This is a genomic window from Mycolicibacterium chubuense (assembly GCF_001044255.1).
In the GTDB taxonomy this organism is placed as follows: domain Bacteria; phylum Actinomycetota; class Actinomycetes; order Mycobacteriales; family Mycobacteriaceae; genus Mycobacterium; species Mycobacterium chubuense.
In genome coordinates, this window is record NZ_JYNX01000067.1 from 1 (window position 1) to 24,485 (window position 24,485).

General features: G+C 70.0%; 18 protein-coding genes and 1 pseudogene. 12 read left to right on the forward strand and 7 right to left on the reverse strand.

Annotation, left to right across the window (positions count from 1 at the left end; genetic code table 11):
• The 9 genes and pseudogenes from egtE to MCHUDSM44219_RS24955 all read left to right on the forward strand — a co-directional run.
• Positions 1–937: ergothioneine biosynthesis PLP-dependent enzyme EgtE (gene egtE / locus MCHUDSM44219_RS24920; RefSeq protein ID WP_048420957.1), on the forward strand; the 937-nt coding region annotated here is incomplete at its 5' end.
• Positions 938–989: 52 nt separating this feature from the next.
• The gene (locus tag MCHUDSM44219_RS24925) at positions 990–2,381 is read left to right on the forward strand and encodes a cation:dicarboxylate symporter family transporter (RefSeq protein ID WP_048420958.1); all 1,392 of its coding nucleotides are present in this window, start codon (positions 990–992) and stop codon (positions 2,379–2,381) included.
• 147 nt (positions 2,382–2,528) lie between these two features.
• On the forward strand, positions 2,529–3,821 hold the full coding sequence (gene mdo, locus MCHUDSM44219_RS24930; RefSeq protein WP_048420969.1) for an NDMA-dependent methanol dehydrogenase: 1,293 nt from the start codon (positions 2,529–2,531) through the stop codon (positions 3,819–3,821).
• Positions 3,822–3,823: 2 nt separating this feature from the next.
• Positions 3,824–4,163 (forward strand): AAA family ATPase (locus tag MCHUDSM44219_RS31370; protein ID WP_236695581.1); only part of this gene is annotated, 340 nt, incomplete at its 3' end.
• Position 4,164: 1 nt separating this feature from the next.
• Positions 4,165–4,933 (forward strand): annotated as a pseudogene (locus MCHUDSM44219_RS24935) (AAA family ATPase); the annotation flags it as partial.
• Positions 4,934–4,936: 3 nt separating this feature from the next.
• Complete coding sequence (locus MCHUDSM44219_RS24940; RefSeq protein ID WP_048420960.1) at positions 4,937–6,457, forward strand: VWA domain-containing protein; 1,521 nt, start codon at positions 4,937–4,939, stop codon at positions 6,455–6,457.
• Positions 6,458–6,611: 154 nt separating this feature from the next.
• Positions 6,612–7,754, forward strand: coding sequence for an iron-containing alcohol dehydrogenase (locus MCHUDSM44219_RS24945; RefSeq protein WP_048420970.1), 1,143 nt, complete (start codon positions 6,612–6,614; stop codon positions 7,752–7,754).
• Positions 7,755–7,764: 10 nt separating this feature from the next.
• The gene (locus tag MCHUDSM44219_RS24950; RefSeq protein ID WP_048420961.1) at positions 7,765–9,099 is read left to right on the forward strand and encodes a MadS family sensor histidine kinase; all 1,335 of its coding nucleotides are present in this window, start codon (positions 7,765–7,767) and stop codon (positions 9,097–9,099) included.
• Positions 9,096–9,737: a MadR family response regulator transcription factor gene (locus tag MCHUDSM44219_RS24955; RefSeq protein ID WP_048420962.1), complete on the forward strand. Its 642-nt coding sequence runs from the start codon at positions 9,096–9,098 to the stop codon at positions 9,735–9,737. The genes MCHUDSM44219_RS24950 and MCHUDSM44219_RS24955 overlap by 4 nt, the downstream gene beginning before the upstream one ends.
• Here MCHUDSM44219_RS24955 and mftM read toward each other — a convergent pair.
• Positions 9,734–10,609: a mycofactocin oligosaccharide methyltransferase MftM gene (mftM, locus tag MCHUDSM44219_RS24960; RefSeq protein WP_048420963.1), complete on the reverse strand. Its 876-nt coding sequence runs from the start codon at positions 10,607–10,609 to the stop codon at positions 9,734–9,736. The genes MCHUDSM44219_RS24955 and mftM overlap by 4 nt on opposite strands.
• Positions 10,610–10,765: 156 nt before the next feature.
• On the opposite strand from mftM, the gene mftD reads away from it, so the two are divergent.
• On the forward strand, positions 10,766–11,932 hold the full coding sequence (gene mftD, locus MCHUDSM44219_RS24965) for a pre-mycofactocin synthase MftD (protein WP_048420964.1): 1,167 nt from the start codon (positions 10,766–10,768) through the stop codon (positions 11,930–11,932).
• 13 nt (positions 11,933–11,945) lie between these two features.
• Here mftD and MCHUDSM44219_RS24970 read toward each other — a convergent pair whose 3' ends face one another.
• A complete protein-coding gene (locus tag MCHUDSM44219_RS24970; protein ID WP_048420965.1) occupies positions 11,946–13,433 on the reverse strand; it encodes a glutamate-cysteine ligase family protein in 1,488 nt (495 codons plus the stop codon).
• Positions 13,434–13,536: 103 nt separating this feature from the next.
• Here MCHUDSM44219_RS24970 and MCHUDSM44219_RS24975 point away from each other — a divergent pair, with 103 nt between their 5' ends.
• Positions 13,537–14,673 (forward strand): BTAD domain-containing putative transcriptional regulator, encoded by a 1,137-nt coding sequence (locus MCHUDSM44219_RS24975; RefSeq protein WP_048420966.1) that lies wholly within the window; start codon positions 13,537–13,539, stop codon positions 14,671–14,673.
• A gap of 170 nt (positions 14,674–14,843) precedes the next feature.
• Here MCHUDSM44219_RS24975 and MCHUDSM44219_RS24980 read toward each other — a convergent pair whose 3' ends face one another.
• Positions 14,844–18,971 (reverse strand): serine/threonine-protein kinase, encoded by a 4,128-nt coding sequence (locus tag MCHUDSM44219_RS24980; RefSeq protein WP_172506302.1) that lies wholly within the window; start codon positions 18,969–18,971, stop codon positions 14,844–14,846.
• 116 nt (positions 18,972–19,087) lie between these two features.
• Entirely contained in the window at positions 19,088–19,882 is a 795-nt protein-coding gene (locus MCHUDSM44219_RS24985) for a class I SAM-dependent methyltransferase (RefSeq protein ID WP_236695582.1), read from the reverse strand.
• Between the two features lie 28 nt (positions 19,883–19,910).
• Here MCHUDSM44219_RS24985 and glpK point away from each other — a divergent pair, with 28 nt between their 5' ends.
• Positions 19,911–21,428: a glycerol kinase GlpK gene (gene glpK, locus MCHUDSM44219_RS24990; protein ID WP_048420973.1), complete on the forward strand. Its 1,518-nt coding sequence runs from the start codon at positions 19,911–19,913 to the stop codon at positions 21,426–21,428.
• On the opposite strand, the gene MCHUDSM44219_RS24995 is transcribed toward glpK, so the two are convergent.
• From MCHUDSM44219_RS24995 to MCHUDSM44219_RS25005, 3 genes are all read right to left on the reverse strand, one after another.
• The gene (locus tag MCHUDSM44219_RS24995) at positions 21,425–23,044 is read right to left on the reverse strand and encodes a peptide chain release factor 3 (RefSeq protein ID WP_048420967.1); all 1,620 of its coding nucleotides are present in this window, start codon (positions 23,042–23,044) and stop codon (positions 21,425–21,427) included. The two genes, glpK and MCHUDSM44219_RS24995, sit on opposite strands and share 4 nt — an antisense overlap.
• Positions 23,045–23,089: 45 nt before the next feature.
• Positions 23,090–23,959: an aldo/keto reductase gene (locus MCHUDSM44219_RS25000; RefSeq protein ID WP_048420968.1), complete on the reverse strand. Its 870-nt coding sequence runs from the start codon at positions 23,957–23,959 to the stop codon at positions 23,090–23,092.
• A gap of 72 nt (positions 23,960–24,031) precedes the next feature.
• Positions 24,032–24,485 (reverse strand): PadR family transcriptional regulator (locus MCHUDSM44219_RS25005; protein WP_048420974.1); only part of this gene is annotated, 454 nt, incomplete at its 5' end.

Genomic DNA, 24,485 nt, shown 5'->3' on the forward strand with positions numbered 1-24,485 from the left:
TGGTCTTCACCGATCTCGTCGGGTTCTCGACGCCGGCCGCGCGGCGGTGCGCGCGCTCACCGGGATGGCCGACGCGGACGTGGTGTTCACCACCGGCTCCAACCACGCGCTCGACGCGCTGCTGGCCGACTGGCCTGGTGAGCGTGTGATCGCCTGTCTGGCAAGCGAATACGGACCGAATCTGGCGATCATGGCGCGCCACGGTTTCGAGATCCGGGAGCTGCCGGTCGACGGGTTCGGCCGGCTCGACCTCGACGCGGTCGGCGCCGCGCTGGCCAGTGATCCGCCCGCACTGGTGCACTTCACCATGCTGGGCAGTCACAGTGGGGTGGTGCAGCCGGTGCGCGACATCGCCGGGGCGTGCCACACGCAGGGTCTGCCGCTGATCGTCGACGCCGCGCAGGGCTTCGCGCACCTGGACTGCGCCGGCATCGGCGCGGACGCCCTGTACTCGTCGTCGCGCAAATGGACCGCCGGGCCGCGCGGGGTGGGAGTGCTCGCCACCCGGCCCGGGTTCCTCTCCGAGGACACCCACAACCGGCTCGGTCACGCCGAGACGAACGTCGGGGCGCACCTGGGATTCTCGGTCGCGATCGGCGAGCACATCGCTGCCGGACCCGAGGCGATCCAGGCCCGGCTGCGTGACGTCGGCGCCGCCACCCGGCAGGCACTGGCCGAGGTTCCGGGCTGGCAGGTGGTCGAGGATCTCGACGAGCCCAGTGCGATCACCACCGCGCTGCCCCCCGACGGCGTCGATGCGGAACAGGTGCGTGCCCGGTTGATCGCCGAGCACTCCGTGCTGACCACCTACGTCGACCTGTGGCGTGCGCCCACGGTGATGACCCGCCCGGCCCTGCGGATCTCCCCGCACGTCGATGTCACCGATGACGACCTCGAGGTGCTCACCGCGGCGCTGACCGCCGTGTCCGGGGTGTGACCGGGCGCACTTCTGGTTATCCCTGCTGCACCACCAGGGGAGGGACGCCACCATGACCGCCACCGAAGCCGAACAGTCGAAGCCGGAGAAGAAGAAGCGCGACCGAACGCACTGGCTCTACATCATGGTCATCGTCGCGGTGGTCGCCGGAGTGGTGGTCGGACTGGTCGCGCCGGAGACCGGATCCGCGCTCGGCGTGCTGGGCACGCTGTTCGTCAACCTGATCAAGATGATGATCAGTCCCGTCATCTTCTGCACGATCGTCATCGGGATCGGCTCGGTGCGCAAGGCGGCGTCGGTCGGAAAGGTCGGCGGCCTGGCCCTGGGCTACTTCCTGGTGATGTCGACCTTCGCGCTGGCCATCGGTCTGGTCGTCGGCAACCTGATCAGCCCCGGCACCGGGCTGAATCTCCAGGGCGATCCGGGTGCGGGTGCCGAGCTGGCCGGCGAGGCGCAGGCCGAGGGCGGGATGCTCGAGTTCTTCCAGAACATCATTCCGACGTCGTTGTTCTCGTCGCTGACCGAGGGCAACGTCCTGCAGACCTTGTTCGTCGCGCTGCTGGTCGGGTTCGCCATCCAGGCGATGGGCACCGCGGGAGCGCCGCTGCTGACCGGGATCGCACTGATCCAGAAGCTGGTGTTCCGCATCCTGGCCGGCATCCTGTGGCTGGCCCCGGTCGGCGCCTTCGGAGCGATCGCGAAGGTGGTGGGGGACACCGGGTTCGACGCGGTGATCCAGATGGGCGTGCTGATGCTGGCGTTCTATCTCACCTGCGTCGTCTTCGTGTTCGGCGTGCTCGGCGTGCTGCTGCGCGTCGCGGCCGGGACATCGGTGTTCAAACTCGTGCGCTACCTGGCCCGCGAATACCTGTTGATCGTCGCCACCTCGTCGTCGGAGTCCGCGCTGCCACGGCTGATCGCGAAGATGGAGCACGCCGGGGTGCAGCCCGCCACCGTCGGCATCGTCGTGCCCACCGGGTATTCGTTCAACCTCGACGGCACCGCGATCTACATGACGATGGCCTCCCTGTTCATCGCGGACGCGATGGGCAACCCCCTGTCCATCCCCGAGCAGCTCTCGCTGCTGGTGTTCATGATGGTCGCGTCCAAGGGGGCGGCCGGAGTCAGCGGCGCGGGCCTGGCCACTCTGGCAGCCGGCTTGCAGAGTCACCGGCCCGAACTGCTCGACGGCATCGGATTGATCGTGGGCATCGACAAGTTCATGTCCGAGGCCCGCGCCCTGACCAACTTCTCCGGCAACGCCGTCGCCACCGTGCTCATCGGCGCCTGGACCCACACCGTCGACCACGAGCGCATGCAGGACGTCCTCGACGGCAACCGGCCGTTCGACGAGTCCACGATGGTCGACGACCACGGCTCGACCGGGGACGTCCGCGAGACCCCCGAGACCCAACAGAGCAAGGAGTCCTCTCCGACCGGGTAGGTCGGGTCCTGTCCGGTCGTCCGCACTTGCGCTGCCCGACGATTCGGTTGTGAGCCAGAGCTGTTCTCCCGGTCACATCTGCGTGCCATGTTGGTGATCGACACCGCCACCGCACCGCAGATCGGCTCTGGAAAGGAACCCGTCGCCATGAAGGTCGAAGATCTCCTCAAACCGTTCCCCATCAAAGAATTTCACCCGTTCCCGCGCGCGATGATGGGCCCCGGCGCGCACGAGATGGTCGGCCCCGAAGCGCTGAAGATGGGCTTCAAGCGAACGCTGCTGATGAGCTCCGGCCTGCGCGGGACCGACATCGTGCACAACATGGCCGAGTCGCTGAAGTGGCACGGACTCGAGGTCGTGGTCTACGACCAGGTGGAGTCCAACCCCAAGGACTACAACGTCATGGACGCGGTGAAGCTCTACCAGGAGAACGAGTGCGACAGCTTCGTCTCCATCGGCGGCGGCTCCACCCACGACGCCTGCAAGGGCGCCCGCATCTCGATCGCCCATGACGGCCGCAACGTCAACGACTTCGAGGGCTTCAACAAGAGCGAGAACCCGAAGAACCCGCCGCACATCGCGATCTCGACGACCGCGGGCACCGGCTCGGAGACCTCGTGGGCGTACGTCATCACCGACACCACCACCGACCCCGACAACCCTCACAAGTACGTCGCGTTCGACGACGCGTCGGTGGCGACGCTGGCTGTCGACGACCCGGTGCTGTACTTCGAGTGCCCCGTCGACTACACCGCGCAGTGCGGTTTCGACGTGCTCGCCCACGCGTCGGAGCCCTACGTGTCGCGACTGAATTTCGAACCGTCCCTGGGCAACGCGATCCGCGCGATCAAGCTGACCGCCGAGAACCTGCGCGAAGCCACCTGGAACGGAACGGATCTCAAGGGCCGCGAAGGCATGATGTACGCGCAGTACATCGCGGCGCAGGCCTTCAACTCCGGCGGGCTCGGCATCATCCACTCGATCTCCCACGCGATCAGCGCGTTCTACGACACCCACCACGGCCTGAACAACGCGATCGCGCTGCCCCGGGTGTGGGCGTTCAACATGCCGGTGGCCTACAAGCGCTTCGCCGACATCGCGGCTGCGATGGGCGTCGACACCTACGGTATGACCGACGTGCAGGCCGCCGACGCCGCACTGGCCGCAGCGATCCGGCTGCTGCGCGACGTCGACATCATCGAGCGCTTCGTCGACGTCAAGCAGGACAGCTACTCGAAGAACCGGCTGGGCCAGGGCCCGACGAAGTTCTACGAGAACGCTCCGGTGATCAAGGGCGACAAGGCCGACGTCGACCGCATCACCAACCACGTCCTCGGCGACGCCTGCACCCCGGGCAACGCCAAGGAATGCACGTTCGACACTGTGCGCCCCGTGGTCGAGCATTGCATGAACGGCAGCCTCGACGAGCTGCTGCCGTAACGATGTTCGACTCCGTAGAAGCGGTCCGCGAGGCGCTCGCCGGCGAGGGATACGTCGCCGACGAGCGCCTGGCCACCACGGTGTTCCTGCAGACCCGGCTGGACAAGCCGCTCCTCGTCGAGGGCCCGGCCGGCGTCGGAAAGACCGAGCTGGCGAAGGCGCTGGCCGCCGCCACCGGTCGCCGGCTGTTGCGGCTGCAGTGCTACGAGGGCCAGGACGAGACCAAGGCCCTCTACGAGTGGGACTACGGCAAGCAGCTGCTCTACACCCAGATCCTGCGTGAGAAGATCGGCCAGATCGTCTCGGACGCAGCCGATCTCGAGGAGGCCGTGGACCGGATCGNCTTCTCCGACCGGTTCCTGGCACCGCGGCCCCTGCTGGAGGCTGTGCGCTCACCGGAACCGGTGGTCCTCCTGATCGACGAGATCGACCGGGCCGACGAGGCTCTGGAGGCCGTGCTGCTCGAACTGCTCGGCGAATACCAGGTGTCGGTGCCCGAGATCGGGACGTTCGTCGCCGAGCACGCGCCCTACGTGATCCTGACGTCGAACAACACCCGCGACCTGGCAGCCGCGCTGAAGCGGCGCTGCCTGCACCTGTTCCTGGACTATCCGGCCGCCGAGCGCGAACTGGAGATCGTGCGGTCCAAGAACACCGGGCTGACCGACGCGCTGGCCGCCCAGCTCGTCGACATCGTCCGCGGCCTGCGGGAGCTGGAACTGCGCAAGGCGCCCAGCATCTCGGAGACCATCGACTGGGCCCGCACGCTTGCGGTGCTCGGGGTCGACGAGCTGTCGGCCCGGGTGCTGTCGGACACCGTGTCGGTGGTGGTCAAGTACGACAAGGACGTTCGCAAGTCGCTGGCCGCATTGCCGCGGCTGGTCGATCCGAACGCGACCGTGCCGGACAGGCACCCGCACGATCACGGTCACGATCACGATCACGGGCACGACCACGACCACGATCACGATCACGACCACGGAGACGACGGGCGGGCGGCGCGGGCGGCCAAGGATCAGCCCGGCCGATTCACCGACGGCTACTACGGCACCCCGAAGAAGTCGGAGCAGAAGTCGGCGACGGCGACGCTGGGCCGGCGCCGGGCGCTGTAGGTCATGGAGGCCACCCTGCACCGGTTCGTCCGGCTCCTGCGCCTCGCCGGGATCCGGGTCTCGATCCCCGAGGCGCTGGATGCGATGCGGTGCGCCGGGCAGCCCGGTGTGTTGTCCTCCCGGGCTGTCCTGCGGACCGCATTGCGCGTCGCGCTCGTCAAGGACGAGCGCGACGCGCCGGTCTTCGACGAGATCTTCGACGCGTTCTTCGCGCTGGTGCGGGTCGGTGGCGAGCGTGACGGGCACGGGCATTCCCATGCCCACGACGACCTCGCCGACACCGGCGAGCTCGAATCCTTCACGCTCTCCGAGGAACCCAGCGACACCCCCGAACAGGGGCATGAGCACGGCAAGCCGTCGAGCATCCGCGACTACTTCAAGCAGGAGGATCTGGCGCAGCGCTACAACCTGCACCAGGAGGCCAACAAGATCGACCTGGCCGCTCTGACCGACGAGATCGCGTTCTCCAAGGACACCCGCAGCAGCGCCGACGACGCGGTGCGGATCCAGCTGTCCACCGACCGGTTGCGCGGCGCGGCGACCGCGGGCACCCTGGCGACGTCCGCGGGCACACCGGTCGACGCCGAACTGACCATCGCCGAGCAGGAGGCGCTACTCGGCTGGCTGGAGACCGAAACCGGAAGTGACGGAGACGAATCCGACGCCGCCGCGCTGCGCAAGCGACTGGCCGGGGTGCTGGAGAACCTGCCGCTGGCACTCAAGCGCCACCTCGAGGCGCTGCTCGCTCTGGAGACCGCGATCGTGGAGACCCGGGAGCGACGCGAGGCGCGGGTGGACCGGATCGCCGAGACCGAGCGCGCCGACCTGGAGGACTCACTGCGCCGGCTGGCCCGCACGCTGCACGGCGCGCTCACCCACCGCCGCCGGGTCGCCGCCGCCGGACGGGTCGATTCGGGTCAGACCATGCGGCGCAACATGCGGTTCGACGGGGTGCCGTTCATGCCCGTCACCGTCCGCCGCGCCGAGGACCGGCCCCGGTTGGTGGTGCTCGCCGACGTCAGCCTGTCGGTGCGGGCGACCTCACGGTTCACCCTGAACCTGGTCCACGGACTGCAGGACCTGTTCACCCAGGTGCGCTCGTTCGTGTTCGTCGCCGACGTCGCCGAGACCACCGAACTGTTCCGCGACCATCCGAGCGAGCAGGCGCTCGGGCTGATCTTCGGCGGCGACGTGATCGACACGGCAGCGAACTCCGACTACGGCAGCGTGCTCGGCGAGTTCCTGGCCGAACACTCCTCGGCGGTGACCCGCCGGACCACCGTGCTGGTGCTCGGCGACGGCCGCACCAACGGCCGGAACCCCAACCTCGCGGCGTTCGAGGAGATCACCCGCCGCGCGCGGGAAACCGTGTGGCTCACCCCGGAGCCGCGCTACTCCTGGGGCCTGGGCAGCTGCGACCTGCCGGCCTACGCCGAGTTCTGCGACCGGATCCGCGTGGTGGCGGATCTGTCCGGGCTGGAGAGCGCCGCGCACGAGTTCGCCGCCGACGCGGTGGGGAGATGACGTGAGCCGTACGCTGGAGCGCAGAATGTTGTCCGGGTCACATTCCGTGCGCCCGGCCTGGGGCGGGCGAGGCGAGGCAGTGGCGAGACCGGAGACCGGCGCGACGGCAGTCGGCACGCGCGACGATCCGCGGCGCGCCGACTGCGGCGCGCGGCTGCTGAAGTTCCACGCCCCCGAGATCGTGTTCGGCATCGACTCGATGGCCGAGGCCGCGCACGCCGCGCTGCGACTGGGCGCACTGCGGCCGATGCTGGTCACCGACCCCGGGCTGATCGAGGCGGGCTGGGCCGACGAGATGGTCGCCCACCTCGCCGAGCAGGGCATCCAGGCACGGCTGTGGCACGACCTGACGCCCAACCCCAAGGACCACGAGATCGCGGCCGGCTTCGACACGTACGCCGAACACGGTTGCGACGTGCTGCTGGCTGTCGGCGGCGGATCGGTGATCGACGCCGCCAAGGGTGTGGCGATCCTGGCGGCCAACGGCGGCGACATCCTCGACTACGAAGGGGTCGACAAGGCCGAGATGCCGATCCCGCCGCTGGTGGTCGTGCCGTCCACCTCCGGCACCGGCGCCGACGTGTCGCAGTTCTGCATCGTCACCGACACCACCCGCAACACCAAGATCACCATCCTGGGGCGCGCGCTGGTCCCCGACATCACGGTCATCGACCCGCGGCTGCTCACCACGATGCCCGACTGGCTCAACGCCGCCACCGGCCTGGACGCCCTCACCCACGGCATCGAGGCCTTCGTGTCCCTGGGCCACAACCAGCTCACCGACCACCACGCGCTGCGCGCCGTGCAGATGGTCACCGACAATCTCGCCGACACCCTCGAGCGGCCCGCCGATATGCCCGCCCGGGTGCTGATGGCCCAGGCCGCACTCGAGGCGGGTCTGGCGTTCACCAACGCGATTCTCGGCGCCGCCCACGCGATGAGCCACCAGGTCGGCGGTCTGCTGGACCTGCCGCACGGTGTGGTCAACGGCGTGCTGCTGCCGCACGTCATCCGCTTCAACGCCGAGGCCGACCCCGAGCCGTACAAGAGCATCGCGACGTTCCTCGGGGTCGCCGATCCGGGCACACCCGCCGCCGAGGCGGCCCTGGCGCTGGCCGACCGTATCGACCGGCTGGCCCGGGACGTCGGCGTGCCGCGCGGCCTGGCGCAACTCGGGGTGTCCGAGGACGACCTGCCCCGGCTGGCCAAGACGGCGCTGGCCGACGCCTGCATGAGCACCAACCCCCGCAGCGCCGACGAGCTGCAGATGCAGGCGCTGTTCCAGGCGGCGATGTGAGGCCCGCCCCGTGACCGCCGCCGACGCCAGCCCGCCCGACCTGGCCCGGCTGACAGGGCTGCGGTCCGGCAAGGGTCGGTTCTACCCCGAACTACGGCTCACCGCACAGCGATTGGATCGCGTGATCGCCGCGCTCGACACCATCTCGCGGGCGCTGGTGCAGACGATCGAGGGTCCGGAGAACCTGGTGCGCGCCGTGGCCGAGGCGGCGCGGGCCACCCTGGACGCCGAATGGGTGCTGCTGGCGCTCGCCGACGGCGCGTTGCCCGAGGCCAGCGTCCGGCACCTCATCCTGGACTCCGCCGGGGTCGCGTACGCCTTCGAAGGGCTGGGCAGCGCAGCCGATCCCGGTGCCGCGCTGCCCGACGTGGTGCTCAACCGGCTCAACGACATCCTGCGCGGACAACTCGCCCAGTTCCGGTTGCCGGTGATCGAGAAGCAGCACGCGCACGTGCCGATCGAACTGGACGGCACCGTGATCGGGGCCTTCGCCGCGTGGACGCCGCCGCACCGCGCGCTCGACGGCACCGATGCCATGGTGATGCGCATCCTGGCCGGCCAGACGGCGGTGGCGCTGCAGAACTCGGCGCTGTTCACCAAGTCGGTGACCTTGCTGGCCCAGTCCGAGGCGCGCAACGCCGAACTGCTGGCCACTCAGCGCGAACTCGGTGCGGCACAACGCCATCAGGTACTCAACTCCGAGCGCCACCGCATCGCGCGCGAACTCCACGACAGCGTCGCGCAGACCGTGCTGTCGGCCGGAATGCAGATCGAGGTGTGCCGCAGCGAGATCGGTCACGGCGCAGGCGAACTGGCCGGCAGGCTGGATCTGGCCAAGGAACTCACCCGGTCGGCGACCGAGCAGCTGCGCTCGGCCATCTACGCGCTCAACCAGCCCGACGCCGAGCGCTCCAGCCTGGCCGCCATGCTCGGACAGCTGGCGACCGTGCACATGCCCGAGGATCTGCGGGTGACGCTGCGGGTGGACGGCCCCGCCGTCGAGTTGCCCGGTGACGTCGAGCACGCCCTGCTGCGCATCGCCGGCGAGGCGCTGTTCAACACCGCGGTGCACGGCAACGCGACCCGCGCCCTGGTGCGGTTGTCCTACCGGGACGGCGCGGTGGCGCTGTCGATCGCCGACGACGGCACCGGAGACCCCGACACGCTGCGACTGATCCTGCGGATGGCCGAGGCCGCCGACGTCGACGGCCGGCACCGCGGCCTGGCCAACATGCGGGCCCGTGCCGCCGAACACGGCGGCACCTTCGACGTGCACCGGTCCCGCATCGGCGGGGTGCGCGTCGTGGCGCGAATTCCCTACTGCCCAGAAGGTCGACGCACATGACGGCACCCATCCGACTCGTTATCGTCGACGACCACGCCATCCTGCGGCAGGGCCTGCGATCGGTGCTGGAACGCGCCGACGATCTCGTCGTCGTCGGCGAGGCAGCCTCGGAGGCCGAGGCCGAGGCGGTGGTCCGCGCCACCCGGCCCGACGTGGTGCTGCTGGACCTCAAGCTCTCTGCAGGATCGGAGTTCGAAGGACTCACGTTGTGCGCCAAGCTCTCCGCTGAGTATCCGGCACTCGGCCTGCTGGTGCTCACCACGTTCCTCGACGAGGACCTCGTGGTGCGGGCGGTGCACGCCGGCGCGCGCGGGTACGTGGTGAAGGACGTCGACACCACCGAACTGGTCCGGGCGATCCGGGCCATCTCGGCGGGCGACAGCGCGTTCGACTCGCGCAGCGCCGCAGCGGTGGTGCGATCGCTGTCGGGGCGCGGGGAGACCCGCGCACAGCTCACCGACCGCGAGGTCGAGGTGCTCCGCCTGCTCGCAGCGGGGTTGTCCAACAACAAGATCGGCGAGAAGCTCTACATCTCGGCGACGACCGCGAAGTTCCACGTCAGCAACATCATGCGCAAGCTCGAGGTGAGCAGGCGCGCCGAGGCGGTGTACGCCGCGAGCAAGCGGGGCCTGATCTAACGGTCCAGCACCAGCCAGCCGCCGTGAAAGGCATAGGCGTGTGCGGTGATTCCCGGATGTCGCGCCGTCAGCTCGTCAGCCAGCCGATGCACCCGCGGCAGGTCGAAGCGCTGCAGGTGCCCATAGCAGTCCCGGGGTTCCTCCTCGAACGGCACCGCGACGATCACGCGCCGGCGCGCCAGCCGCAGCGCCTCGTCGAGAACCGCGTGCAGCGCGCCGGTCGGAAGATGCTCGATCAGGTGCAGGGCGGTCACGGTGTGAGCGCTGCCGTCGGGCAGCGCGACATCGGTGGCATCGGACGCCAACGTCGCCACCGGGCGGCACAGCCGTGCGCTCACCTGGTCGAGCAGCCGCATCGCCGAGTGGCTGAGATCGGTGGCCAGCACGTCGTGGCCGAGTGCGGCCATCCGTAGCGGGAAGAACCCGAAACACGAACCCAGGTCGATCAATCGGTGCCCGCGCACCTGTGCGGCGGCTTCGGCGTGGATCGGGGCGAACGCGGCGTCACCGTGCTCCAGCGCGGCGAGCGAGTTGCGGTAGAACCGCAGCCAGGCCGACAGCCCGCCGTCGACCGTCGAGCGGACGACGCCGGTGAACACCAGCTCGAACTCGGACTGCCCGCGCAGCACGCCCGTGTCGACCAGCTGCTCGGTCAGCAGCACGGTCAACTCGTCGGACAGCTCGCCCGGAGTCAGATCGTGCTCGACGGCGAGCCACTGCGCCCGCCGGTGCACGCAGAAGCGGGCGGTGCACACCGTCGCCGAGGCGGGGTGCACCCGGTGCGGACCCCGGCGCCGGGTGACCTGGACGCCGTGGCCGCTCCACCGGCCGCGTGGTGACGGGGCCAGCGGATCGAGCAGGGCTGCTTGCATATTCGTTGACGCTAGGTGTCGCACCGGGGTACGCGCGCGCACCGAACGGGTGCGATACGGGGACCGTCCGGATGGGGGGTGACTGCCCGATCGGCGAGTGCCGCCCGGCCGTGTCCGGTTCTACCGTTGATGGCATCACCGAAGAGGGAGACACCCATGGCCACCTGGTTCGAGACCGTCGCCGAAGCACAGCGGCGCGCGCGAAAGCGCTTGCCGCCCAGCGTCTACAGTGCGCTGGTCGCCGGCTCGGAGAAGGGTCTCACCGTCGCCGACAACACCTCGGCGTTCGCCGAGCTCGGCTTCGCCCCGCACGTCGCCGGGCTGTCCGGTAAACGCGACATGGCGACGACCGTGATGGGGCAGGCGATCTCGTTGCCGGTGCTGATCTCACCGACCGGTGTGCAGGCCGTCCACCCCGACGGCGAGGTCGCGGTCGCGCGCGCCGCGGCGGCCCGCGGCACCGCGATCGGCCTGTCGTCGTTCGCCAGCAAGCCCATCGAGGAAGTGGCGCTGGCCAACCCCGCGACGTTCTTCCAGATGTACTGGACCGGAGGCCGGGACAAGCTCCTCGGCCGGATGGAGCGGGCGCGGCGCGCCGGCGCGGTCGGCCTGATCATCACCACGGACTGGTCGTTCTCCAACGGCCGCGACTGGGGCAGCCCGGCGATCCCGGAGCGGATGGACCTCAAGGCCATGCTGCGCTTCGCACCCGAGGGGATCCGCAGGCCGCGCTGGCTGCTCGAGTTCGCCAAGACCGGTCGGGTGCCGGACCTGACCGCGCCCAACCTCGCCGACGGCGGCGCGGCACCGACGTTCTTCGGCGCCTACGGCGAGTGGATGCAGACGCCGCTGCCGACCTGGGAGGACATCGCGTGGCTGCGCGAGCAGTGGGGCGGGCCGTTCATGCTCAAGGGGGTGATGCGCGTCGACGACGCCAAGCGGGCGCTCGATGCCGGCGTCACCGCGATCTCGGTGTCCAACCACGGCGGCAACAACCTGGACGGCACCCCCGCGCCGATCCGGGCGCTGCCCGCCATCGCCGACGCGGTCGGCGACCAGGTCGAGATCGTGCTCGACGGCGGGATCCGGCGCGGCTCCGACGTCGTCAAGGCCGTCGCGCTGGGCGCCCGCGCGGTGATGATCGGTCGCGCCTACCTGTGGGGCCTGGCTGCGGGTGGTCAGGCCGGCGTCGAGAACGTACTCGACATCCTGCGCGGCGGCATCGATTCCGCGCTACTGGGCCTGGGGCTCTCGTCGATTCAGGAGCTCACGGCGGACGATCTGGTGATCCCCGCAGGGTTCCGGCGCGACTTAGGCCTCTGAGCCGGCGACGCCGTCACCCGGGGACGTCCCAGGTGTGCACCGGTTCGTTGGTGTGCATGTGCTCGCAGTACAGCCGCAGCATCTCGGCCAGCGCCGCCGGTCGGCTCATGCCCCGGGCCTGCAGTGCCGCCACCGCCGACGCCTGCCACACCGCACCGTTGCGGCCGGACTTCGCGCGGCCCTCGATCACCCCGAGGTAGCGGTCCCGCACCTCGGCCGAGACCTCCCACCGGCGCAGCCCCTCGTCGGCCATCGGCAACAGCCGGCGCAGCACCAGCTCGTCGGGCGTCACCTCGCCCACCCCCGGCCAGTACAGCCGGGCGTCCATGCCCTGCTGCGCGGCCGCCTCGAAATTCGACTGCGCCGCAGCGAAACTCAGCTTCGTCCACAGCGGTCTGTCCTCCTCGGACAGGGTGCGCAGAGCGCCGTAGTAGAACGCGGCGTTGGCCATCATGTCGACCACGGTCGGGCCGGCGGGCAGCACCCGGTTCTCCACCCGCAGATGCGGCCGGCCCCCGACCACGTCGTACACCGGCCGGTTCCAGCGGTAGATGGTGCCGTTGTGCAGTCGCAGCTCGGGCAGCGTCGGGGTACGGCCCGCGGCGAGTTCAGCGACCGGATCCTCCTCGGACAGCTCGGGCAACAGCGACGGGAAGTACCGGACGTTCTCCTCGAACAGGTCGAAGATCGACGTGATCCACCGCTCCCCGAACCACACCCGGGGCCGCACGCCCTGCGTCTTCAACTCGTCCGGACGGGTGTCGGTGGCCTGGGCGAACAACTCGATGCGGGTCTCGGCCCACAGGTGGTGACCGTAGAAGAACGGCGAGTTCGCGCCCAGCGCCAGCTGCGGGCCGGCGAGCACCTGGGCGGCGTTCCAGTTGTTCGCGAAGTCGCCCGGAGAGACCTGCAGATGTAATTGCATACTGGTGCAGGCGGATTCGGGCGCGATCGAGGCGGTCTGCAGGCTCAGCCGCTCGGGGCCGGCGATGTCGATGTCGATGTCCTCGCCGCGCGCGGTGAAGATCGAGTCGTTGAGTGCCTGGTAACGCACCGACTCGCTCATCCAGTGGCCGGACAGATGCTGGGGCATCAGGGTGGGCAGGATCCCGATCATCACGATGTGCGAGCCGTCGGTGTTGGCCTTGGCCTCCGCGGCGTTGAGGCTGGTGCGGACCTCGGCTTCGAGGTCGAGCGCCGCGCGTCCGGGCAACCGGCGCGGCGGCACGTTGAACTCGATGTTGTAGGCACCCAATTCGGTCTGGTACGCCGGGTCGGCGATCGCGTCCAGCACGTCGGAGTTGTTCATCGCCGGCTGGTAGTCGCTGTCGACGAGGTTGCACTCGATCTCCATGCCCGTCAGCGGCTTCTCGAAGTCGAAGCTCGACTGCGCGAGCATCGTCTCGAAGACGTCGAGACACAGCTGGACCTTGCGCCGGTACTCGCGCCGATGCGCGCGAGTGAACTCGGTCTGCTTCAGTTCCTCGCCCACGACAGCCATTAGACGCCATCACCGGGCCGCGAGCGGGCAGGTTGCGCGGTACGGTCCCCGGCGCCGCCGGTAAGGTCACGATCATCACCGTGGGGGGAGGATGCAGCGGCCGATGGCGTCGAGTTCGGTGTTTGCGCTGCTCGGACCCTTTCAGATGACGGTCGGGGACACTCCCGTCGCGCTGGGCACCCCCAAACAGCGGGCCGTGCTCGCCGCGCTGGTGCTGCACCGCAACCGGCCGGTGACCACCGATGCGCTGATCGACGCGGTCTGGGGGGAGGGGGCGCCGCCGGAGGCGCGGGCCAGCCTGCACGCCTACGTGTCGAACCTGCGGCGGCTCATGCGCACCGCGGGCGCCGACGAGCGGCGGCTGCTGGAGAAGGCGTCGCCCGGCTACCGGCTCACCGTCGCCGACGACGCCGTCGACCTGGGCCGGTTCGTGACCGCCCGGACCGCCGGGCTGGAGGCCGCCGCGGCGGGCCGCTTCGCCGAGGCGAGCCGACACCTGTCGGTCGCACTCGCGCAGTGGCAGGGCGAGTTCCTCGAGGACCTCTCCGGCTTCGCATTCGTCGAGACGCACGCCGTGGCTCTCACCGAGGACCGGATCTCCGCCCACACCGTGTGGGCGCAGGCCGAGATCGCCTGCGGCCGCGCCGCGTCGGTCATCGGCGAGCTGGAGGACCTGGTCACACGGCACCCCTACCGGGAACCTCTGTGGGAGCAGCTGATGAGCGCCTACTACCTGGAGCGGCGCCAATCCGACGCGCTCGACGCCTACCGGCGGGTCAAGACCGTGCTCGCCGACGATCTCGGCATCGACCCGGATCCCGTGCTCCAGGATCTGCACGAGCGCATCCTGCGCCAGGCGCCGCTGAACATCGAGGGCGCGGCCCGCAAGACGGCCGCCGACACGATGATCGCGACGGTGAACCGGAGCATGCTCCCCGCGACCAGCCGCCCGGCGCGGCTTCGGTCGGCCACTGGGACGTCGCATCCCGTCGCCGACACCGTGACCCGCATCGGCCGCCAGTCCGACAACGACATCGTGCTGGCCGACCCCCGGGTCAGCCGGTATCACGCCGTCATCGTGGGTTCGGGACCCGGCTACGTGATCATCGACGCCGACTCGGCGAACGGAGTCGTCGTCGAAGGCAGGCGGATCGACGGCAGCACGGCGCTCACCGACGGCGACCGGATCACCATCGGTGACGGCGAGTTCGTCTTCGAGGTGGACGAGCCCGCCGGGTAACCCGACGAGGTCCAAGAAATTTCCAAGGTCAACGAGTCAGGGTTGATCCACTCGCCGCGGACGACGGGAACCGGCCGACCGGGGGACGGACCGGCCCGGAAGCCCGGCGAGTGAGGTCGGTGATGCGAGGGGGCTCACCCGACCGCCGGTCAAGCCCAGGGACGTGGTGATCACGCTCCTGGGCTTGACCACCCCAGGAGGGAGCGGGCGTGCGCCACGTCGGGCAACGCGCAGTCCGCCGGCAGACGGGCCAGCGCGTCGGCGAGGGCGTCGCGCGCGTCGTCGCCGCGCAGCACCACGTCGTCACAGGCGGCGCGCAGTTCGAACAGCGGTGCCCCCTGGTGACGCGCGAGCGCCACCGCGACGCCGAGATCCGCGGCCCTGGTGTCGGGATCGGTGTGGGTGCGCGCCCGGGCCCGCAGCAACTCGGCATCGAAGAAGTGCATGTCGGTCTCGTCGGCGATGCGCAGCGCGGTGTCGAGGCGCGTCCGCGCCTCGCCGAGGCGGCCCGCCGCGATGAGCAATTGGCCGATCACACAGTCGTATTGGGTCTGGTAGGCGAACAGGCCCAGGGACCGCCAGAAGTCGGTGAACTGGGTGAGCAGGTCGATCTGGGTGTTCACCCGGTCCGGATCGACATGCTCGGCGCGCAACGCGAAGTCCGCCTCGACGGTGGCCTGCCCCAGCGTGGACCCCAGGGCGTGCCAGAAGTCGATGCCGTAGCGCTCGGCCCGCTCCACCATGTCGGTCACCACGCCGCGGGCCCGGTCGAGTTGGCCGCTCTCGCGGCGCATCCAGACCTCGAGGTGGCTCGCGTAGGCCTGGTTGTACGGACCCCACGGGAACGCGAGTTCGTCACCGCGATCCATCGCCTTGGCCATCGCCGCGTCGGCGGCCCCCTGATCGCCGTGCAGGATGTGCCAGATCGACAGGTGCTCGTAGGCCAGCGCGACGATGTCCCACGGGATGAACCACAGCTCTTCCATGCTGTTCTGGCCCTCGTCGTCGAAACCGGCGCTGGCCTCCTCGAAATATGTTCGGGCGCGCTCGAACTCGCCGCGCAGGAACGTCACCATGCCCTGTACGCAGGCAATGGCCGGACTCCACAGCCGGCGCTGCTCGTCGGGCTTGGCCTGCATGGCGTCGGCCAGCTGGTGGGCCCGGCGCAGATCCGATTTGTTGATGTAGTAGCTGCTGACGGCCAGCAGCGTGCCGAACACCTGATCGTCGTGCAGATCAGAGCCCACGATCTGCAGACATCGCTCCAGATCGGCTGCCACCGAGGGGCTTTGGTACCCCTCGGATGTCGAGGTGAGGAAGCCGCGCTCGAGCCGGGGTTCGATCTCGAGGCGGTCGCGGTCGCGGCCGGGCGGGCAGAGTTCGAGTTGCGTCAGCGATCGGGTCAGGTATTTGAGCGCCTCCTCGAGCGCGCCGCGCCGCCGCGCCTCGGCTGAGGCCTGCCGGTAGGCCGACGAGGCATCCGCGTGCCGCTCGGCCTGCTCGTAATGCGCTGCCACCAAGCGCCAGTCGGGTTCACCGGCGGCACCGCTGACCAGCACGTCGGCGGTCTTGCCGTGCAGCGTGCGGCGCACACTCGGCGGCGCCAGTTCCGCGGCCACCTCGCGCAGCAGGTCGTGCCGGAACTTCCAGACATCGGGCCCGTGCGGCTCGAAGACCTTGGCGTCCTCGAGCTCGTCGATGACGTCGTCCACCGCATCCTCGCTCAGCGACGACACGGCGACCAGCAGCGCGCGGTCCACGTGCCGTCCGATCACCGCGGCCGCCTCCACCACCGGCACGACGTCGGGAACGGCCAACAGCCGCGCGAACAGCGGCTCGTACAGCGAGTCGGGCACGGTGGAGTGGTGCGCGTCGGTGGCCGGATCCAGCCCGCTGACCACCTGCTCGATGTAGAACGGCACGCCGCCGCAGCGCTGCCGCACCGCCGCGCACTGTTCGGGCGGCACCCGGGGATCCAGCGCCAGCACCAGCTCGTCGGTCTGTTCGTCGGTCAGCGGCGACAGGTCGAACACCTTGGCCGGCCACCGGTCCGACAGCCAGCTGCCGTCGCGGCCGGTGATGACGGCCAGCAGCCGGCCCTCGGTGGCGCCCAGCAGGGCGCCCACCAGATCCAGTGTGGAGCCGTCGAACCAGTGCGCGTCCTCGGCGAGCAGCAGGCCCGGCGCGCCGCCGAACGCGGTCAGCAGATAGTTGGTCACCGCGGCGGCGATCAGCTCCTGCAGTTTGCGGCCCTCGGCCTTCGGGGGTTCGTATCCCAGCGACGCGTCGAGGCCGAGAATCGGTGCCAGCAAAGGGATTTCGGTCTGAGCATCGAGCCCCAGGTCCGCCACCTCGGCCTCCAGCAGCTGCAGACGGCGCACCGGTTCGGTGAGCCGGGTGATACCCGCGCGCCGCTCCAACAGCAGCCTGACCGGATGCAGACCGACATCGGCGTGCACCGGTGAGCCGACGAGCTCCAGGACGGTGCCGCCGTCGCGCTGCACCAGTTCGGTGGCCGCGGCCGCGAGCCGGCTCTTGCCGATGCCCGCCTCGCCGCGCAGCACCACCGCCGGCACGGTCAGGGTGCCCGCCTTGGCCCGTCGCCAACTCTTGTCCAGGCGGGCGAACTCGCGGTCGCGGCCGACCAGCGGACCCATCGGCGTGAGCGTGGCGTACGCGCGCTCCCCGAGCACCCGGAACGGGTTGACGACCTCGCTGGATCCCGCCATCGCCACCGACGGCAGCTTCTCGAGCTCGAAGGCGTTGCGGATCAACGGTTCCACCGAGTGTGACACCGCCACCCCGCCGGTGGGGGCGAGCGCGGACACCTCGGCGGCCTGCGTGACCGCCAACCCGTAGACGTCGTCCTGATCGCTGTCGAGGTAGACGGGGCCGCGGTGCACACCGATCCGCACGGCGACCGTCGCCGCGAACCGGCGCTGGGCCTGCTCGCTGAGTTGCTCGATGTCGCGGGCGATGTCGAGTCCGGCCTGCACCGCGCGGTGCACGTCGTCCTCGTGGGCGTTCGGATAGCCGAACACCACCAGAAGTCCGTCGGCCTTCGACGACGCGACATGGCCCTCGTAGCGCGCGGCGATCTGCCGGACCACGTCCCGGAACCGGCCGATCAGCAGCCGGTAGGTCTCGGGATCCACCCGCATCGCGAGTTCCGTCGCGTCGACGACGTCGGCCGACACGATGGTCAGTCGGCGGATCTCGCCCCGGTCCGTGGGGACGCGCAGCAGGTCCTCGGCCTCAGGGTTGCGGTGGTCGACGGCGAGTACCTGATCCGCCAGCGCGGAGGCGACGGCGCGGTCGCCGCGGTTGATCGCGGCGACCGCCCGGTCGAGCAGGTCGTCGATGGAGTCCCCGGTCCGCGACAGCGGCGCATCGTCGGGCGGGGGCCCGAGCAGTGTCGCCGCCGACTCGCCGGGTGCGGACCCGTGGGGGGTGGTCGCCGCGGAGCCGCCGCGCGGGTGGGCGGCCGCGTCGCCCAGCGCGGCGCGGGCGGCCAGGGCGAGCTCCCACGCGCTCTGGTAGCGCTCGTCGGGGTTCTTCGCCATGCCCTTGGCGACGACGGCGTCGAAGGCCACCGGGATGTACGGGTCGACCTGCGAGGGCAGCGGCGGCGGCGCGGTCAGATGCCCCATCATCTGTTCTTCGACACTGTGGCCGGTGAACGGCGTTGTCGCCGTGAGGCATTGGGCCAACACGCAGGCCAGCGAGTAGACGTCGGAACGTGCGTCGCTGACGCCGTTGCGGAAGCGCTCCGGCGCCATGTAGGGCAGCGTGCCGACCAGGTGGGCGGAGTTGGTCAGACCCGTGTCCTGGGACGCGCGTGCCACCCCGAAGTCGATCAGGTACGCGAAGTCGTAGCGGGCGATCAGGATGTTGGACGGCTTCACGTCGCGATGCACCAGCCCGGCCTGGTGCGCGGCGTCGAGGGCCATCGCGATCTGCTCCACGATCGCGACCGCACGTGCCGGCACCAGCGGTCCGCCGTGCAGCAGGGTCTGCAGATCGTTGCCGTCGATGAGGCGCATGTCGACGTAGAGGCGCCCGTCGATCTCGCCGTAGTGGTGGATGGGCACGACGTGGGGTTCGTTGAGGCGCGCGGCCGCGTGCGCCTCACGCCGGAACCGCTGCAGGTAGACCTCGTCGGAGGCCCACTGTTCGGGCAGCACCTTCAGCGCGACGACCCTGTCGGTTTCGGTGTCGTGGGCACGCCAGACCTCGCCCATACCTCCGCGTCCGAGCACCTCGATCAATCGATAGCGCCCGAAGGGAGTCCCCTCCATCCAGCCTCCCCCGTGCAAATCCGGCAACCCCCCTCGTTGTTTACAGGTTATTCGAAGTGTCTGCGCCACGATCGGTTTGGGTGCCGGGGCCCGCCGTCGGCACACTGTTTAGTTGCTCAAGCAAAGACTTCGGCTTCACGCCGGGCGAGCAGCACCTGCGGGCTGGTCAGTCCGCCGCGCAACTCGACGCGGATCGCCGGGTCGGCGTGCGCGGCCAGGGCTCGCAGCGCCGACGGGCTGTACGCCCGCAGCGGGCTGATCACGCCGTCGTGCACGAACGGCAGGAACGGCGCCCACGGCAACATCGCCGCCAGGCGGATCAGGTGTAGCGGCGCCGGCGGGCGGGGCAGGTCGATGATGAGCAGGGTGGCCGCGGCGCGGGTTCCCTCGGCGAGCACCCGCGCGGCCGCAGAGGGTGGCAGATGGTGGAACGACAGCGCGAACACCGCGAGATCGAACTCGCCGTCGGCGGCATCGAGGGCCGTGGCGTCCATGTGCCGGACGGTGGCGCGGGGGTGCGAGCCGAGGTCACCCGCCGCGATCGCCGCGACAGACGTCGGTTCGATGTCGGTGACCGTCACCCGCGCGCTCGGGTGCCACTCGAGCAACATGCGGGACAGCGCGCCGTGTCCCGCGCCGAGCTCCAGGATCCGCGGGTCCGCCACGTCGGCCACCGCGTCGAGCGCGATCTTCGCGAACTTCTCGTGATTGCCGAACACCTCGCCCGCCCAGTTCAGGGCGCGGATCACGCTGCGCTTGCGGGCCACGTCGGCGGGCGCGTCGGACTCGCGGTCGAGGTACTCCTGCCGGTCGGTCTGCAGCAACCGGTCCAGACACGATGCATCCGGCCCGCCACGGGGCATCCGGTCGATGTCGTCGTCGGTGATCACTGGCACACCCATGTGGTCCATCATGGACCTCTACCGAGAAGGAGCGCGCGTGGCCGATTTCGTCGCAGCCATCGACCAGGGCACCACCAGCACCCGGTGCATGATCTTCGACCACGACGGCGCCGAGGTGGGCCGTCATCAGCTCGAACACGAACAGATCCTGCCGAAGGCCGGCTGGGTGGAACACAACCCCGTCGAGATCTGGGAGCGCACCGGCTCGGTGCTGGCCACCGCGCTGAACTCGACCAACCTGTCGACCACCGACCTCGCGGCGCTGGGCATCACCAACCAGCGGGAGACGTCGCTGGTGTGGAACCGACGAACGGGACGCCCGTACCACAACGCGATCGTCTGGCAGGACACCCGCACCGACCGCATCGCCTCGGCACTGGACCGCGACGGCCGCGGCGACGTGATCCGGCAGAAGGCCGGGCTGCCGCCGGCCACCTACTTCGCCGGCGGCAAGGTCCAGTGGATCCTCGACAACGTCGACGGGGTGCGCGCGGACGCCGAGAAGGGCGACGCGATCTTCGGCACCACCGACACGTGGGTGCTGTGGAACCTGACCGGCGGGCATCGCGGCGGCGTGCACGTCACCGACGTCACCAACGCCAGCCGCACCATGCTGATGAACCTGGAGACCCTCGACTGGGACGACGAACTGCTGTCGTTCTTCGGCATTCCGCGGCAGATGCTGCCCGAGATCCGGCCGTCGTCGGTGACCGAACCCTTCGGGATCACGCTGGACACCGGGCCCGCCGACGGCCAGATCCCGATCACCGGCATCCTCGGCGATCAGCAGGCCGCGATGGTCGGCCAGGTGTGCCTCGACGTCGGCGAAGCCAAGAACACCTACGGCACAGGCAACTTCCTGCTGCTCAACACCGGCGAGAAGATCGTCCGCTCCGACAACGGTCTGCTGACCACCGTCTGCTACCAGTTCGCCGACGCGAAACCCGTCTACGCGCTGGAGGGGTCGATCGCGGTGACTGGCTCGGCGGTGCAGTGGCTGCGCGACCAGCTGGGCATCATCAGCGGCGCCTCTCAGAGCGAGGCGCTGGCCCGTCAGGTCGAGGACAACGGCGGCGTCTACTTCGTGCCGGCGTTCTCCGGGCTGTTCGCGCCGTACTGGCGCTCGGACGCGCGCGGCGCGATCGTCGGGCTGTCCCGCTTTAACACCAACGCCCATGTGGCCCGCGCGACGCTCGAGGCGATCTGCTACCAGAGCCGCGACGTCGTCGACGCGATGGAGGCGGACTCGGGGGTGCACCTGGAGGTGCTCAAGGTCGACGGCGGCATCACCGCCAACGACCTGTGCATGCAGATCCAGGCCGACGTGCTCGGAGTGGACGTGGTGCGGCCGGAGGTCGCCGAGACCACCGCGCTCGGCGCCGCCTATGCGGCCGGGCTGGGCGTGGGTTTCTGGGACGGCCCCGACGACCTGCGGGCCAACTGGCAGGAAGGCAGGCGCTGGTCACCGAACTGGTCCGACGAGCAGCGCGCCGAGGGCTACGCGGGCTGGCAGAAGGCCGTGCACCGCACCCTGGACTGGGTCGACGTCGACTAGTCCCCGGCGGCGACCAGCGACCGCAGGCTCACCGTCGGGTTCTCCCGCGCGACGTTCTCCAGGCGCCACTTCGTGGAGAACACCGCCAGCAGCGCGCCGTCGGTGCGGGTGAACACCTCCACCGACGCCAGCTTCTGCAGGGTCTCGGCGCCCTCGGGATCGCAGAGCCGGGCCACGGTGTAGGGCAGCGGCTCGAGCGCGATCGGAGCGCCGAACTCGGCCGCCATCCGGTGACTGGCCACCTCGAACTGCATCGGCCCGACCGCCGCCAGCACCGGGGCCTGATCACCGCGGCGGTCCGAGCGCAGCACTTGCACCACGCCCTCCTGGTCGAGTTGCTCGATGCCCTTGCGGAACTGCTTGTGCTTGCTGGGATCGGTGCCCCGGGCCACCGCGAAGTGCTCCGGCGAGAAGCTCGGGATCGGCGGGTACTGCACGGCGACGTCGGCGTAGAGCGTGTCGCCGGGGCGCAGCGCCGCGGCGTTGGCCAGACCGATGACGTCGCCCGGCCACGCGGTGTCCAGCGTGGAGCGCTGCTGGCCGAACACCGACTGCGCGTACTTGGTGACGAACGGCTTGCCGGTGGAGGCGTGGGTCAGCACGTCGCCGCGTTCGAACGTGCCCGAGCAGACCCGGGCGTAGGCGATGCGGTCGCGGTGGGCGGAGTCCATGCCGGCCTGCACCTTGAACACGAACGCGCTGAACGGCGCTGTCGCGTCGCGGCGGTTGCCGTCGACGTCGAGCGCCCCGTTGGGCGGCGGTGCGAGCTCGGCCAGCACGTCGAGCAGCTGGTTGACGCCGAAGTTCAGCGCCGCCGAGGTGAACAGGACGGGGGTGGAGCTGCAGTCGCGGAACGTCTCCGGGTCGAAGTCGGCGTCGTCGGCGCTGAGCAGTTCGGACTCCTCGACCGCGGTGTCCCAGTCGATGCCCGCGGCCTCATGGGCGGCGTCGGGCGCGATGTGTTCCTCCGGCGCCGCGGTGGCACCACCCGCGGTGCGGGTGTAGCGGATGAACATGCCGGTGCGGCGGTCGAGCACACCCTTGAAGTCGCCGGCGATGCCGACCGGCCACGTCAGCGGTGTCGGCTTGAGCCCGATGCGCTCGGAGATCTCGTCCATCAGCTCGAGGGCGTGCCGGCCCGGGCGGTCCCACTTGTTGATCACCGTGATGATCGGGATCCGGCGGTGCCGGCAGACCTGGAACAGCTTGAGCGTCTGCGGCTCCAGACCCTTGGCCGCGTCGATCAGCATCACCGCGGAGTCGACGGCGGTGAGCACCCGGTAGGTGTCCTCGGAGAAGTCGGCGTGGCCGGGGGTGTCGAGCAGATTGATCACGCACGTGTTGCCCGCCTGCGTGACGTACGGGAACTGCAGCGCGGTGGAGGTGATCGAGATGCCGCGGGCCTTCTCCATCTCCATCCAGTCCGAGACCGTCGAGCGGCGGCCCGCCTTGCCGTGGATGGCGCCGGCCTCGGTGATGGCTTTCGCGTGCAGCACCAGGGCCTCGGTGAGCGTGGACTTGCCGGCGTCGGGATGGCTGATGACGGCGAACGTCCGCCGCCGGCCGGCCTCGGCCGACAACAGGTCGGGTTTGGAGCCCGCGGTTGAGGTGGTCATGATGCTGCCGATTTTATTGCCGGGCCTGCCGAAACGAAGAATCGCTCACGCGGCGTCGAGGGCCTGCTTCGTCTCCGCATCGAGTTCGATCTCGGCGACGGCGGTGTTCTCCTCGAGGTGCGCCACGGACGACGTGCCCGGGATCAGCAGCACGTTGGGCGCCACACTCAGCGTCCATGCCAGCGCGATCTGGGCCGGGGTGCGCCCGAGCTTCTCGGCCTCCGCGCGCACGGCCGGGTGCCCCAGCACCGGGTTCTCCGCGTTGAAGGCCGAGCCCAGCGGGAAGAACGGGACGAACGCGATCCCACGCTCGGTGCACAGGTCCAGCACCGGCTGCGAGGTCCGGTCGACCAGGTTGTAGGCGTTCTGCACCGTCGCGATGTCGGTGCGCTCGAGCGCGATCTGCAGGTGCTCGACGGAGATGCTGCTGAGTCCGACGCCGTCGATCAGCCCTTCGTCGCGGGCGGCGATCATCGCGTCGAGCTGGCGGTCGAACAGCTCGCGGTCCACCGGGCCGACCGCATTCGGGTCACCGGAGTGGATGCGCAGGTTGACCGCGGCCAGCCGGTCGACGCCGAGGGTGGTGAGGTTCTGTTCGATGTCGGCGCGCAGCTCGTCGGGTTGCTGGGCCGGCGTCCAGTTGCCCTCGCCGTCACGGCGGGCGCCGACCTTGCTCACCAGTGCCAGATCGGCGGGGTAGGGGTGCAGCGCCTCACGGATGAGTTCGTTGGCGACGTCCGGGCCGTAGAACTGGGCGGTGTCGATGTGATTGATGCCGAGCTGCGGGACCCGCTGCAGCACTGCGATGGCCTGGTCGTGGTCGCGGGGCGGACCGAACACGCCCGGTCCGGGAAGCTGCATGGCGCCGAATCCGACGCGGCCGACGGTGTGGGTGCCGAGCGCAAAACTCTCCATGCCTCCTATGTACACGGATCCGGCGCGGTTTCATCCCCGCGTGGGGAGAAACCGCGCCGGTCCTGGGGGAGGTCAGTCCTCGCCGAGGATCTGGTAGATCTCGCGGCGGGCGGTGTTGACGATCTCGACGATGCGCTGCTGCTGCTCACTGCTCGCGGCGTGCGCGGACTGCGCAACCGCGCCCATCAGCTGGCCGACAGCGCTGCGCAGACCCATCGCGGTGGGGTCGGCGCCCTCGGTGATCTCGTCCCACGGGGCGGTCTCGATCTTGGCGGCGGCGGCGCGCCCGTCCTCGGTCAGCTCGAAAAGCTTTTTGCTGCCTTCGGATTCGGTGGCCACCAGCAGGCCTTCGTCGACGAGCAGTTGCAGGGTGGGGTACACCGAACCGGGGCTCGGCTTCCACAGCTGCTGGCTGCGCTCGTTGATCTCCTGGATCATCTCGTAGCCGTCCTTCTGGTCGGGAATGGCGGTGTGCGTCATCGGGTACCTCCGGGGTTGTCGGCGCGGCACGCGTCCGCGTAGGGCC

Bases quoted from the DNA above. Each gene is read 5' to 3' on its own strand.
- MCHUDSM44219_RS24925 (WP_048420958.1), top strand. From the start codon at position 990: ATGACCGCCACCGAAGCCGAACAGTCGAAGCCGGAGAAGAAGAAGCGC.
- mdo (WP_048420969.1), top strand. From the start codon at position 2,529: ATGAAGGTCGAAGATCTCCTCAAACCGTTCCCCATCAAAGAATTTCAC.
- MCHUDSM44219_RS24940 (WP_048420960.1), top strand. From the start codon at position 4,937: ATGGAGGCCACCCTGCACCGGTTCGTCCGGCTCCTGCGCCTCGCCGGG.
- MCHUDSM44219_RS24955 (WP_048420962.1), top strand. From the start codon at position 9,096: ATGACGGCACCCATCCGACTCGTTATCGTCGACGACCACGCCATCCTG.
- mftM (WP_048420963.1), bottom strand. From the start codon at position 10,609: ATGCAAGCAGCCCTGCTCGATCCGCTGGCCCCGTCACCACGCGGCCGG.
- mftD (WP_048420964.1), top strand. From the start codon at position 10,766: ATGGCCACCTGGTTCGAGACCGTCGCCGAAGCACAGCGGCGCGCGCGA.
- MCHUDSM44219_RS24970 (WP_048420965.1), bottom strand. From the start codon at position 13,433: ATGGCTGTCGTGGGCGAGGAACTGAAGCAGACCGAGTTCACTCGCGCG.
- MCHUDSM44219_RS24975 (WP_048420966.1), top strand. From the start codon at position 13,537: ATGGCGTCGAGTTCGGTGTTTGCGCTGCTCGGACCCTTTCAGATGACG.
- MCHUDSM44219_RS24980 (WP_172506302.1), bottom strand. From the start codon at position 18,971: ATGGAGGGGACTCCCTTCGGGCGCTATCGATTGATCGAGGTGCTCGGA.
- MCHUDSM44219_RS24985 (WP_236695582.1), bottom strand. From the start codon at position 19,882: ATGGACCACATGGGTGTGCCAGTGATCACCGACGACGACATCGACCGG.
- MCHUDSM44219_RS24995 (WP_048420967.1), bottom strand. From the start codon at position 23,044: ATGACCACCTCAACCGCGGGCTCCAAACCCGACCTGTTGTCGGCCGAG.
- MCHUDSM44219_RS25000 (WP_048420968.1), bottom strand. From the start codon at position 23,959: ATGGAGAGTTTTGCGCTCGGCACCCACACCGTCGGCCGCGTCGGATTC.